The sequence below is a fragment of the uncultured Bacteroides sp. genome (assembly GCF_910585845.1).
Classification (GTDB): domain Bacteria; phylum Bacteroidota; class Bacteroidia; order Bacteroidales; family Bacteroidaceae; genus Bacteroides.
Genome location: NZ_CAJUHF010000006.1, coordinates 34,477 through 48,043 on the forward strand (window position 1 = coordinate 34,477; position 13,567 = coordinate 48,043).

The window sequence follows — 13,567 nt, forward strand, 5'->3', positions numbered from 1 at the left end:
TCATCTTTTATTCGTTTCTCATACTTACCTCCTTTCTTTTAGATTGTTTGACATATATTCCATAGCCTCCTGTTTCATAAGCAAAGCTTTCGGGGAAGTTATCTTCAATGGTTGTTCTACTATTTCCTGTGCCATTCGCACTGCCATTGAGGTTTGTCCCGTCAAATTATATAACCGCATCAATTCATATCGGGGCAATAACCTATTAGGTATCATGCGGGAAGCTGTCTGATAGGCATTTTCCGCACTACAATAATCCTTTAATGCCAGATTGTTGTATCCTATTAGTAACTGTACATCATAATCCCTTATCCTACTTTGGCAACGCTCAAGAACCGATAGGCACTTGCTATATTCAGCAACTTCATATAGTATTACAGCATAATTGTACAAGAAATCTCCATTATCCTTCAAATAAGAGTTATTGTACAAGGAAGAGAATCGCTCGACATCTTGCTTTGAGATTTCCCCTTCTTCCACTGCCGAGCATGCATTATACCACCGTAATTCATCATGTCCTTTTCTTATCGAATCGGAAATGAGAAATAAAAAGAACAGCAGAATCAGGAAAAGAAATCTCCACTTTGGAAACTTCACTTCGACCTTTGGGTCATTACTTAGCATTACAGCAACAAGAGTTATCAACAGTATATGAAATATCGGATAATCAAACGGATATGAGAAAGAGGAGCATACTGCGAACGAAAGCAAAAACAACAATATGATTTTTCTATCCGAAGCAGCATGCAGATATACCTGCCTGATTACATATCCCAAAAGACAAGCAACCAGCACAAAGCCAATGACTCCTTGTTCAGCGAGCAAACCTATAAATTCATTAAAAGGATGTTGCACATTACCTGCCAGCATCGCATCACTCGAGCCTGGATGTAACTTAAAGAAATCCGCTTGCGCCATCATATAATCCTTTTGAAAATTGCCTATTCCAATCCCAGTCCAAATGTTATCGGTAATCATCATCAAGCAACAATTCCAAACCAGTATTCGCCCATCTGCCGAAGCCGGATTTATCTTATATAACAAGTAGATAATCAGTAATGAAATGCAGCCTAAAAGGATTGAGAGCTTCCAATGAAGCATCTTATAACAACTGTATATAGCCAAAACGACAAACACAGATAGTAAAGCCGTGCGAGAAGCAGATAATAGTATGATTCCAATTATAAAAATGCCTGTCGCAACAGACAGAATCTTAATAATAAGCGTCCTTGAAGCAAGAAATAGTAAAGTAACCGGAAACAACACTGCTAAAAGGCAGGCTAATCCCGCCGGATTATCAAATGGTCCCGTCACCGTGAATACAGCATGATAAGATGGAATACAATTCAGGTACTGCAAAAAGGCAAACAAAGAAGTACAACAAGCCAATAAAAGGCAGATTACGCCAATCACCGGCTTCACTCTTTTACATCTGCATAATCCGTCGAATAGAAATAGGAAATAACATAAATTCATTAACAGGAATATCCCATCAGCCCCATTGATAATCTCATAAAACATATACACCAGTATCCCTATCAGAAACTTTATATCCGAAAGGTAAAAGGGCTTTTTAGGGGATGCCAGACACCAGACAATCCCCCAAATACCCATAATAATCCCCGTCAGCAAGACAGAAGGAGTTCGAAAACGATCAACGAACACATCAGGAATACAGAATACATTTCCTATCATAACAAGGCAAACTCCTGTCAAGACAATCACCTCTGTACCCTGCATTCTTTTCCCTGCTTCCATCTTGTTCAATTGTCCAATAGCAAACATATAAGTGTTTGTTATTTCTATTGATTTAGACTAAAACAATGTTACTTCTAAAAAAACACGAATGTTATATCGTCAGACAGTTCTATAATGAGATATCAAAATATCCATAAAGATATTTATTCCCATGAGTTAATTCTATTACAAATTCGCCCTCACTCATGTCCACTACAGTGAAAGAATATGGTTGGACACTTGATATAGTAACAATACTGGAATACAGAATCGTTCCTGCCACATCTTTTATTACAATATGGAGATTCTCCATATCCATATCCGAATAGATATGGAACAAATTGTCGTCATGCGTAATTGTCGGAACGTAAGATACTGAACGCAAATCTTGATGCCAATGTGCTTTGTTTACCTCTATATTTTTTTCTTCAGCAAAAACTTTGGCAGTTACCATGAACATAACTAAAACAAGAAATGTAACTCTAAAATGTTTCATAATATTAATTGTTAAAATTTAGGTTACAAAGGAACAAACTTCTCTCCAAAAAGCGCCTTTGGAGTTGTACGAGTTTTGTACGATTCTTATACAGCTTTTGTCCCAGAACTGTACAAATTCGTACAGAAGTATTAGAATTTCCGAATGAAATCGTCCCATGATTCGGGAGTACCACACTGATTATGAACTCTTTCGTACATTCTCTTACGAATAGAGGTCAAGGTCTGCTTGGCACATGGAATAAGGGGAGCTATTTGGCTGGGTCTCAAGTTAATCTTGATAAGCAAACAGATACGTATGTCTCTTTCACTGAATGGATATAATGCATAAAGCCGTGATGTGAAGTCATTGTATGTCTTGTCAATTTCTTCCGCAAGAAGATTCCAATCTTCCGGTTGTATTTTCGAATTTTGATTTGCCAAATGAAATTTCTTATAAATCTCGGATTCTTGTAAAGCCATCTCAGAAATCTGCAATGTTTTCTGTTTGGCTTCAACTTGCTTGTTGGTGTATACCAATAACTCCTTTCGAGCATTAATCAGATGCTGCCACAGTTCATTCTTTTCATCCTCTGCCTGTTTTAAGGTTTCTTCCAATAGGCATAGTTGTCTTTCATTATGCCTGATGTACTGAATACTTTCGTGATATCGTTTTTCTTTGTATTCATCCAATAATCTCTGTTGCGCCAGTCTTTTCTGCTTTTTACGCTTGTTGTATTGATGATAGCTGATGAAAAGAGCCATTAATAGCATGATGACCGAAATTAAAGCCATAAGCCAAAGTTTCTGCATCGCATTCTCTTGTTGTAGTTCACGATTCTTCTTCTCTCTTAACTGATAATTATACAGAGATTGCATTTTGCGGACAGTTTCCGTATGGGTATGCGCTTTAATAGAATCAGTATATATGAGGTATTTGTCAAAATAATCCACAGCCTCTTCATAACGCCCCTTCCTGCGGGCTATACTTCCTAACCCCTTATAGCTGCTCTGCTTCTGATAGAAATCATCAGAACTTAATGCCTTTGTATAATAAAAAGCAGCAGAATCATACTGATTCATCTGATAATAATAATCAGCCAATATCGTGTTGTGAGGAGCCAAATCCAAATTCTTTATATACTGATTGGAGCGTTGAATGGCATCACTGACCTCCGGATACCTATTCAACTGAAGATAAAGACCGGATAATTCACTCAGGACTATTCCCATCAAAGGTTTATTCTGCATCTGTTCCGCCTTGATAAAAGCCTTTTTATAATAGTAGATTGAGCTGTCTGCACGATTAAGCGTAGTAAAAGTACGTCCTATATCTCTTAAACTATAGATTACGCCTATACTGTCTTTGGCCAAAAAGCAATATTGACAAGCTTTTCTGAAAACGTCTAAAGCCTCGTTATAAGTGTCCTGATACAGAAACAACGTCCCTGTCTGACTATAAATTCTACTGATCAGTCTATAATCGGTACACCCTTTTGCTATTTCGGCAGCTTTGAAGAAATAGTCTAACGCCTGCGGAGCATCTCCTAAATCCCGATATACCCGTCCGGCATAATAGTATGCTTCCGGCAGATATTTTTCATCTTTCTTTTTCTCATAATAGTGCACTATGGTTTGGATCAGGCTATCGGAAGTATGCGTAATATATGCCTTATCCTTGGCTTTTATGGTCAGCAACCAGTAGAACATCTGTATCTCTTTGGATTCTTGCGATATACCATCTTCCATTTTTTCCAACAATATGACAGCACTGTCCAGACAAGTATTCATTAAGGAATCGGCAGAAAGTAAAGCATAAGGATATGGTTTGCTTCCGCAAGAGAACAAACAAAGCAACAAGCAGAAAATTGTCAGCAATGTTTTATACCTGTTTATAATATGTATCTTACATAACAAATACATAAAAAGGAGACAGGATTCAACCATTACAGCGAGTGAATCGAAATATAAATTGTTATTTATTCGCCGTTCCTGCATCGGTCTTTTTGGAAAGAGCATTAATAAATTGTTTTACTAATCGCAACAAAGATAGGAAACTTCTGATTAAATCATAAGAAAATACAAAGTTTTTTGCCCGTATTTTCACTTTACCGTATAGAATATATTCCGTATCTTGCGCAAGAAAAAAATAATCAACGTAATAAGAAGATGAAACACCACATAAAAGTCATCGCTTTCGATGCAGATGACACCCTTTGGAGTAATGAGCCTTTCTTTCAGGAAGTGGAGCAGAAATATACGGAGCTACTGAACGACTACGGCAGTGCGCAAGAGATTTCAGAAGAACTGTTTAAAACGGAGATGGGCAATCTGGAATGCTTGGGTTATGGGGTCAAAGCATTTACCATTTCAATGGTTGAAACGGCGTTGCGAGTTAGTGAACAAAGGATTACGGCAGAGAAAATACAAGAAATCATCCTTTTGGGTAAGTCTTTGCTCGAAATGCCCATCAAGCTGCTACCCGACGTGGAAGAGACACTGAAAAGACTGAAGGCACTGAAAGCGCAAAACAGTTATCGACTGGTAGTGGCAACAAAAGGTGACCTGCTGGATCAGGAACGTAAACTGAAACGTTCCGGACTGACTTCCTATTTCGACCATATCGAAATCATGTCCGATAAAACGGAGAAAGAATACAATCGCCTGCTACAAGTCCTGCACGTGGCACCTGAGGAGTTTCTGATGATCGGAAATTCACTGAAATCCGACATCCAACCCGTGTTGGCAATTGGCGGATATGGCATACATATTCCTTTTGAAGTGATGTGGAAACACGAGGTAGTGGAAACGTTTACGCATCCCAGACTGAAGCAGATGAGTAGTCCGGCAGAATTGTTGGAATGGCTCTGACGAAACACGGAATAGTTCTTCGGTTGGGAACCGGCAAGGGCGGAAGAAGTCTGATTATTCTTCTTATCCCCGCCTTTCTTTTCCCTCACCCTGTTGTAGAATTGCATAAAAGGTGTATATTTGTATCATCGTATCATGAATTAAAAGTTAATGAGCTATGATAACAGACCAATTGCTTCGTCCTGCCAGCATCGTAGTGGTAGGAGCATCCAACAATGTACACAAACCGGGAGGCGCTATCCTGCGTAATCTGATTAACGGTGGTTACACCGGAGAACTACGCGCCGTGAATCCGAAAGAGACGGAAGTGCAAGGCGTAACGGCGTATGCCGACGTGAAAGATATTCCCGAAACGGAACTTGCCATACTTGCCATTCCTGCCCAATTGTGTCCTGATACCGTAGAAGTGCTTGCAGCAGAGAAGCAAGTACGGGCATTCATCATCCTGTCCGCCGGATTTGGTGAGGAGACACACGAAGGAGCCTTACTGGAAGATCGCATTCTGGAGACAGTGAACAAGTATGGTGCTTCCCTGATTGGTCCCAACTGTATTGGTCTGATGAATACCTGGCATCATAGTGTATTCAGCCAGCCTATTCCCCAACTACATGAACAGGGCGTAGACCTTATCTCAAGTTCCGGTGCAACGGCCGTCTTCATTCTGGAGAGCGCCGTGACCAAAGGTTTACAGTTTAACTCCGTATGGTCTGTGGGCAATGCCAAACAGATAGGCGTGGAAGACGTACTGCAATATATGGATGAAAACTTCCGTCCGGAAGAAGACTCCAAAATCAAACTGCTCTATATCGAAAGTATCAGCGACCCCGATCGCCTACTGTTCCATGCCTCCTCCCTGATAAAGAAAGGGTGCCGAATTGCCGCCATCAAGGCAGGTAGCAGCGAGAGTGGCAGCCGTGCGGCTTCTTCGCACACAGGTGCCATTGCCAGCAGCGATTCTGCGGTAGAGGCTCTGTTCCGTAAGGCGGGTATCGTACGTTGTTACTCACGAGAGGAACTGACAACCGTAGGTTGTGTCTTTACCCTACCCGAACTGAAAGGAAAGAACTTCGCCATCATCACCCATGCCGGTGGACCGGGCGTGATGCTGACCGACGCACTGAGCAAAGGCGGACTGAATGTCCCGAAGTTGGAAGGTTCGGTTGCCGACGAGTTGAAAAGCCTGCTCTTCCCTGGTGCTGCCGTAGGTAATCCGATTGATATCCTTGCTACCGGAACGCCTGAACACTTGCGGCTTTGTCTGGAATATTGCGAAGAAAAGTTTGAAAACATAGATGCCGTAATGGCTATCTTCGGTACACCGGGACTAGTTACCATGTTCGATATGTACGATGTGCTACACGAAAAAATGCAGACATGCAGCAAGCCGATATTCCCCATCTTGCCTTCCATCAATACTGCCGGAGCAGAAGTATCCGCTTTCCTTGCCAAGGGTCATGTGAACTTTGCCGATGAAGTGACTTTAGGCACGGCACTCTCCCGCATTATGAATGCCCCCCGACCTGCCGCTAACGAGATAGAGCTTTTCGGTGTGGATGTACCCCGCATCCGACGTATCATCGATTCCATTCCCGAAGACGGATACATCCAGCCGCACTATGTACAGGCGCTGCTTCACGCTGCCGGTATTCCGGTAGTGGACGAATTTGTATCGGCAAACAAAGACGAAGTACTTGCTTTTGCCCGCCGCACGGGTTTCCCGGTCGTAGCAAAGGTTGTAGGTCCTGTTCATAAATCCGACGTCGGCGGCGTAGTACTCAATATAAAAGGAGAGCAACATCTAGCATTCGAGTTTGAACGTATGATGCAGATACCCGAGGTAACCGGTATTCTGGTACAACCTATGCTGAAAGGTACGGAACTATTCATCGGTGCCAAATACGAAGAGAAGTTCGGTCATGTGGTGCTTTGCGGTTTGGGCGGCATTTTTGTGGAAGTACTTAAAGACGTCTCTTCCGGCTTGGCGCCGCTATCCTACAGTGAAGCTTACTCTATGATTCATTCCCTCCGCGCCTACAAGATTATCAAGGGGACACGCGGACAGAAAGGGGTGAACGAAGATAAGTTTGCGGAAATCATCGTACGCCTTTCTACCTTGTTGCGCTTTGCTACGGAAATTAAGGAAATGGACATCAATCCACTACTTGCCACAGAGAAGCAGGTAATCGCAGTAGATGCACGCATTCGGATAGAAAAGAAAGGATGAGAATGAGAAAGAGGGTTGGCAAATGTTTCTTCCGCAATCTGGTATCTGCCATTTTTCTGGTGCAGACATTATCGCTCTTCCCCCAAGGTACAGAGCGTTTCTTCAACCAGTACAATTTTAAGTTTATCACGGAGAATGCAGGGCTCCCTTATAGTTTTGTCAGCGATATTTTCAAGGACTCCGATGGCTATGTGTGGATAGGTACACACGGCGGGATAGGACGTTACGACGGCTATCAATCCCTGAACTACAGTACGCAGACTGAACCGATACGGCTAAAGAACGACTTTGTCCGCAAAATTTGTGAAGACAACTTCCGGCGGCTGTGGATTGCCTCCGAAGGCGGAATAGACATCATAGATCTGGACACCTATTCTCTGGTCGAATTGACACTTCCTGCCGACAGCCCGTTACATCAACTGATGGGTGAATACGTCAGTACCATCTACAAAGACGGACAAGGAAATATATGGATTGCAGGCAACAAAGACTTGTGGTGCATCGACTTGGACGAGAAGGGAAAAGTGAAGACTTGGTATCGCCTGAACAACGACTCCGCCTCTCCCGTACATGCCATTCTTGACATCGGTTGGTCCGTTTGTGCCGGCATCGACAACCGGATGTGCTGCATCGAGAAGCAATCCGGCAACAGTCTGAAAGCCCATCTGCTCTCCGATAGTTTGGTCTCCTTCAGCGAGGACTGGCGCATCTCTTGCTTGCAAGCCGATGGCGACTTGCTGTGGATTGGTTCCAACCGCGGACTTTTCAAGTATAACCATGCAGAACGCAGCCTGAAACGGTACCGCTATTCCACCCATCGTCCCGGCATGCTGAGCCAACTCCACCTTTTGCGGACCGTCGATCATACCGGCGTAAGTCAGGTTATTCCAGCCCAAGTCATCGTTCAGGAAGTTGTGTACCGATACGCCGAAACCGTCGTTGCTGGTATTCTCTTCCCAAGAGTAACCGCCATCAGACCCAACTTGTGTACATCGTTGAAGGTCTTGTCAAAGTTGACATAGGTCTCAAAGGTTTGATTGTGGCCGAAGTAAGTACTACGCTGAGCCACACCGTTCATCGAGGGAGTTACATTGCCGTACTTGTCATTGATTTGGGTGTTGTGCGAATGGTAGGCACTATAGGTTCTCTGGTGGTTATCATACGAATAGTTGGCATTCCAAGTCAGACCATCGATGATGTTCAACGTAGCCTTAGCTAGAATCTGATTACGCTTCCATTCGGTCTGCGACTTGTCTTCGTAGATCATAGAGAGGGGATTGTAGTTGCTGGAACCTTCGCCATGCGACCAGTTACCGTCAGTCTGACGGATAGGCAACGTGGGGTTGAAGTAGTTCATGGCATCAAGCACGGATGCACCTTCATCGCCCATAGGTACACCGACGTGCTTGCCGAACATACTATTTACACCAGCACTCAATTCCAGCCTATCCTTCAGCACTTTGGTACTGACCAATGAACGGAAGTTGGCACGATCCATCTTCGAACCAGTTACGACGCCTTCGCGTTTGGTTATGTTGACCGAAGCCATATAGGTGGTTTTCTGACCGCCACCGTTGATAGACAGATTATGATTGTGGCTCAATGCTGTCTGCATGACTTCATCCTGCCAATCGGTACTATTGCCACCGTCATACATGTAATTGATATTATTTTGTTTCACATAGCCACGGATGTCATCGGCAGAAGCCATATCCAGCGTCTTCAGGGCATTATCAAATGCCACATAGCCTGAATAGCTGACGTTGACGCGCTCCTGATTATTCTTACCTTTCTTGGTAGTGACGATAATCACACCGTTGGCTGCCTTTGAACCGTAGATAGCGGTAGCCGTAGCGTCGCGCAAAACGTCGATGCTCTCAATATCGTCGGGAGATACCATTGAGATATCCACACCAGGGATACCATCGATCACATAATAAGGGCTCATGGCACCCGAGCGCAACGAAGAAGCACCGCGCAGAGTTATACTGGGCGTACCGTTGGGGTCTCCGGATGTTGTCACCGTCAGACCTGCCACCTTGCCTTGCAGCATGCTGGCCGCATCGGAAAATACACCTTTATTCAATTCGTCGGCTTTCACAGTAGTGATGGAAGAGGTAACGTCTTTACGGGTCATGCTTCCATAACCAATAACAACAACTTCATCCAGCAATTCGTTGTCCTCGGACATTGTTACGTTCATGATTCTTTGGGTCACTTTCACTTCCTGTTTGGTATAGCCTATAAAAGAGAATATCAGAGTTCTTCCTCTTTCTACATTCAGGGAGTATTTTCCTTCGATGTCGGTGATACAGCCGTTGGTGGTACCGGCTTCAAATACATTGACACCGATAAGCGGCTCACCACTCTTATCTGTTACAGTACCGGTCACCCTGTTTTGGGCAAATGCCAAAGTACTGTTCAGCAGGAACACGACAAAGAGCATGCTCTGTACAAATGTTCTCTTTCCTCTTAAATGTTCATTCAGCATAAATTTAAAGTTTTTAGTCATAAAATGATTTATTGTTTATATGTATTAGCACTTATTATTTTACGGAGGTAAAAATGGGATCTACCTATTACATCTATGTTATACACATATTAAATGTGTATTACGGAGTGTTACAATCTCCGTACGGCAGTGGTGGAGACAATGAGAATTGCGACTCTATGCTAGTCTTGCAGACTGGCATAGACTTAGAAACAAGTTGAGAAAATGTTTTTGCCATCACAGTATTTTAGGTTTTTAATTATTGCAAAGTTAAGTTGACTATATGAGAACAAAGAGGAAAATAATACAAAACAAGGGGAAAATAGTGAACGGTACGTTTTTTTGTCTCTATTACGTTCTTATATGACTAATAAGGGGCTACAAAGATACAAGATACAGGATTATGTGTTACAAGACCACAAGATACAAAGTCGCAAGATACAGGATTAGCGTAAGCATGCGAAGCCAACAATATAAACATAAGGCAAGGATAAAACGACCGATCAACATCCCATAACACTATCGGACGGCGTGTTAAGATTCCGGTTCCATTTCAACGCCAATCCTTGAAAAAGACATCAGTTGAATATTTAGAGCCTGTTTAAATCTCCTTCAAAAAGTCTTTTATTCAGTTTCTTTGGGGGGTCTTCTCGGTCTGTTTCCATCTTTCTATTCATCACATAGCCCGCTATGCACCTTATAAAACAGGGAAACATCCTCAAAAAGAATTTCCAAAAGAAGACTGAACAATATCTAAACAGGCTTTTAATTCCACCAACAAGTGTCTTGCAAGCTGATAAACTAATGAGAAACAATCGCAGGATGTTTCTCTCTGACCATAGCAGGCTACCCTGCCCAGTCCTCCCGGTCCAGATTCCGATATCCGATGGCTTCCGCAAGGTGTGAAGGCTGTATCCATTCGCAGGCATCAAGGTCAGCTATCGTGCGCGCCACTTTCAGTATGCGGTCGTAGGCACGGGCAGAGAGGTTGAGGCGGTTCATCGCGTTCTTCAGCAGAACCAGCCCTTTGTCGTCGGGACGGGCATAGCGTGCGAGCAATCGGCTGTTCATCTGCGCATTGCAGTAGACACCAGGCAGGTCGGCATAGCGATTTTCCTGTATCTGCCTCGCACGTATCACGCGCTCGCGTATCACGGCACTGGATTCCCCCGCCCGTGCATCGGATATCTTCTCAAAGGGGACAGGCACCACCTCTATCTGCAAGTCGATGCGGTCGAGCAGAGGACCGGATATGCGGTTCAGGTATTTCTGTACCTGCCCAGGAGTACATACACAGGCTTTAGTAGGATGGTTATAGTAACCGCAGGGACATGGATTCATCGAAGCCACCAACATGAAACTGGCAGGATATTCCACATTGCTCTTCACACGGGAAATCGTAATCTTACGGTCTTCCAACGGTTGACGGAGTACCTCTAACACGTTGCGGTTGAATTCCGGCAACTCATCTAGAAACAAGATGCCATTATGCGCAAGGCTGATCTCACCCGGTTGCGGATAGTTTCCCCCGCCTGTCATGGCGACAGTAGAGATCGTGTGGTGTGGATCGCGGAAAGGACGTCGTGAAATAAGTCCCGCATCTGCCTGTAACTTTCCTGCAACAGAATGTATCTTGGTCGTCTCCAAGCTTTCGCCCAAAGACAAAGGAGGAAGAATGGAAGGAAGCCGTTTGGCAAGCATAGACTTTCCGCTGCCTGGTGCACCGATAAGAAGAATATTGTGTCCGCCTGCCGAGGCAACCTCCAGCGCACGCTTCACGTTCTCCTGCCCCTTTACGTCAGCAAAATCCAAGTCAAAGTGGCTTTGACGGGCATAGAATTCTTCGCGAGTGTTGACAATAGTAGGAGTAAGTTCTCGCTTGTCATTGAAGAACTCAATGACCTCCTTGATGTTCTCCACTCCATACACACTGATTTTATTGACAACAGCCGCTTCACGCGCATTCTGCTGGGGAACGATGATTCCCTCAAAACCCAGTTCGCGAGCTTTGATGGCTATGGGAAGAGCACCCTTTATAGGTTGCAGACTACCGTCCAGACTCAGCTCGCCCATCATCAGATAACGATTCAATTTTTCGGAACTGATCACTTCGCCGGCGGCAAGCATTCCGATGGCAAGGGGCAAATCGTAGGCAGAACCTTCCTTCCGTATGTCGGCAGGTGCCATATTGATAACAATATTGCTGGTCGGTATCCGATAACCGTTAACTTGCAATGCGGAAATAATGCGTTGATGACTCTCCTTGACAGCAGAATCAGGCAGCCCCACAAGATAGAACATGCAACCTTTAGAACTGTTTACTTCAATGGTGATGAGGGTTGCGTCAATGCCTTGTACAGCCGCTCCGAAAACTTTGATTAGCATCTGATTAATATAGGTATTAGAAATGAGGTATTAATGATCATAAAATATAAAGGATGAAACACCAAGAACGGGAGAATATACCCTGAAAAAACAGAAGATAAATCCTCAAAAACAAAAGAACAAGCTTTGAAAGATAAGGGAATAAGCCCTGAGAAACAAAAAAATGAACTTTGAGAAACAAAAGTACGTTCCTTGATGAACAAAGCATAAGAAACACGTAGTAGAAAATCCCTATCGCCTGTTCCTATTCCTTGCCGTGACCTTCTTTGCAGCTTCTTTCTTTTCATTCTCTTCGCGTATATCTTTCAGTTTTCGCTCGATAGCTTTTTCATCCAAGTCTTTCCCTTCTATCTTTCCGTTGGGACTAAGAAGCAGGTTGGCAGGAAGTTTTCGTATGGCAAACTGTTTGACAACTTCTCCATTCCACCCGGCAAAGTCGCAAACCTGTTCCCATTTCAACGTATCGGCCTTGATAGCTTCTTTCCATCGATCTTTCTCCCAATCAAGTGATATGCCAAGCAGTGTAAAATCCTTGTTTTTCTGTTCTTTCTTGTAGATACGGCGGAACATCGCATTCTCTCTTCGACTTATACTATCCCACGAAGCCCAAAAGTGTACCAACAAATATTGGTCTTTCAGAGAAGAACGGGTGATCTCCTTCCCCTTGGCATTACGCAGACGGAAGAAAGGCGCCGTTTTCCCAATTTCCGCCTTCTCCTCTTCATCTATCCGACTTAACAGTTCCCGCATATACGGACGGTCTTTCAGTTCTCCGATCATGCCTTCTGCCAGTGTCTTGATATGTTTCAAATCGGGTTTCAGGGTTTGGACAAAGTATTTGTCCAACAAATAGACGCCTGCCAACGAAGCGGGATGGCTCTTGATAAAACCTTCCGCCCGCTCTTCCAACTCCTTGGCAGAAGGCACTTCCAGTGTCTTCAGTTCCTGATTGAAAGCAGTCAGTTCCACATTAGCTGCATTCCCATCCACCTGCAATGCGGACAGGGCGGCATCAGAACCTGCAATCCGTATCCGGTTTCCCTTGTCCAAAAAGAGTGGATATTCCGTACCATCACTGAACAACAGGACGACAGACACCAACGTGTCGACAGCAAGCGTAGCAGAGAATTTATCCTCCTTGACGACCAGCGTATCCACGCGGTCATACATTCGATCCATTCCATACAAGTAGAGCGTATCGTTTCCCAGCCCTTTAATCTCTCCACTGAGACTAACAAACTCGCTTTTCCCTCCTCCGCAAGCGAACAAACCGATTAATAACAAGCATAACAAACAGACTTTCTTCATTGTTACAAAAACTTTTTTTGCGAAAGTACGGTTTTTACAGATAAAACAAAAAAAAATGCCCAACATTTCACAACGTC

At 43.8% G+C, this 13,567-nt stretch carries 7 protein-coding genes and 2 pseudogenes; 3 read left to right on the top strand and 6 right to left on the bottom strand.

Annotated elements, in window-relative coordinates:
• Positions 1 to 24: 24 nt before the first annotated feature.
• From QZ323_RS03145 to QZ323_RS03155, 3 genes are all read right to left on the bottom strand, one after another.
• On the bottom strand, positions 25 to 1,785 hold the full coding sequence (locus tag QZ323_RS03145; protein WP_294632695.1) for an O-antigen ligase family protein: 1,761 nt from the start codon (positions 1,783 to 1,785) through the stop codon (positions 25 to 27).
• Positions 1,786 to 1,867: 82 nt separating this feature from the next.
• Entirely contained in the window at positions 1,868 to 2,233 is a 366-nt protein-coding gene (locus QZ323_RS03150) for a DUF3244 domain-containing protein (protein WP_294632697.1), read from the bottom strand.
• A gap of 131 nt (positions 2,234 to 2,364) precedes the next feature.
• Complete coding sequence (locus tag QZ323_RS03155) at positions 2,365 to 3,960, bottom strand: tetratricopeptide repeat protein (protein ID WP_294632699.1); 1,596 nt, start codon at positions 3,958 to 3,960, stop codon at positions 2,365 to 2,367.
• A gap of 420 nt (positions 3,961 to 4,380) precedes the next feature.
• On the opposite strand from QZ323_RS03155, the gene QZ323_RS03160 reads away from it, so the two are divergent.
• The 3 genes and pseudogenes from QZ323_RS03160 to QZ323_RS03170 form a co-directional block, all read left to right on the top strand.
• Entirely contained in the window at positions 4,381 to 5,082 is a 702-nt protein-coding gene (locus QZ323_RS03160) for an HAD family hydrolase (protein ID WP_294632701.1), read from the top strand.
• A 157-nt stretch (positions 5,083 to 5,239) separates the two neighbouring features.
• Positions 5,240 to 7,306, top strand: coding sequence for an acetate--CoA ligase (locus tag QZ323_RS03165; protein ID WP_294632702.1), 2,067 nt, complete (start codon positions 5,240 to 5,242; stop codon positions 7,304 to 7,306).
• Positions 7,307 to 7,308: 2 nt separating this feature from the next.
• A pseudogene (locus tag QZ323_RS03170) lies at positions 7,309 to 7,785 on the top strand (two-component regulator propeller domain-containing protein); the annotation flags it as partial.
• 375 nt (positions 7,786 to 8,160) lie between these two features.
• Here the strand turns inward: QZ323_RS03170 and QZ323_RS03175 are convergent.
• From QZ323_RS03175 to QZ323_RS03185, 3 genes and pseudogenes are all read right to left on the bottom strand, one after another.
• Positions 8,161 to 9,797 (bottom strand): annotated as a pseudogene (locus QZ323_RS03175) (SusC/RagA family TonB-linked outer membrane protein); the annotation flags it as partial.
• Between the two features lie 846 nt (positions 9,798 to 10,643).
• The gene (locus tag QZ323_RS03180; RefSeq protein ID WP_294632704.1) at positions 10,644 to 12,182 is read right to left on the bottom strand and encodes a YifB family Mg chelatase-like AAA ATPase; all 1,539 of its coding nucleotides are present in this window, start codon (positions 12,180 to 12,182) and stop codon (positions 10,644 to 10,646) included.
• Positions 12,183 to 12,413: 231 nt separating this feature from the next.
• Complete coding sequence (locus QZ323_RS03185; RefSeq protein ID WP_294632706.1) at positions 12,414 to 13,490, bottom strand: TlpA disulfide reductase family protein; 1,077 nt, start codon at positions 13,488 to 13,490, stop codon at positions 12,414 to 12,416.
• Between the last annotated feature and the right edge of the window lie 77 nt (positions 13,491 to 13,567).

Bases quoted from the DNA above. Each gene is read 5' to 3' on its own strand.
- QZ323_RS03145 (WP_294632695.1), bottom strand. From the start codon at position 1,785: ATGTTTGCTATTGGACAATTGAACAAGATGGAAGCAGGGAAAAGAATG.
- QZ323_RS03185 (WP_294632706.1), bottom strand. From the start codon at position 13,490: ATGAAGAAAGTCTGTTTGTTATGCTTGTTATTAATCGGTTTGTTCGCT.
- QZ323_RS03160 (WP_294632701.1), top strand. From the start codon at position 4,381: ATGAAACACCACATAAAAGTCATCGCTTTCGATGCAGATGACACCCTT.
- QZ323_RS03165 (WP_294632702.1), top strand. From the start codon at position 5,240: ATGATAACAGACCAATTGCTTCGTCCTGCCAGCATCGTAGTGGTAGGA.
- QZ323_RS03150 (WP_294632697.1), bottom strand. From the start codon at position 2,233: ATGAAACATTTTAGAGTTACATTTCTTGTTTTAGTTATGTTCATGGTA.
- QZ323_RS03155 (WP_294632699.1), bottom strand. From the start codon at position 3,960: ATGGAAGATGGTATATCGCAAGAATCCAAAGAGATACAGATGTTCTAC.
- QZ323_RS03180 (WP_294632704.1), bottom strand. From the start codon at position 12,182: ATGCTAATCAAAGTTTTCGGAGCGGCTGTACAAGGCATTGACGCAACC.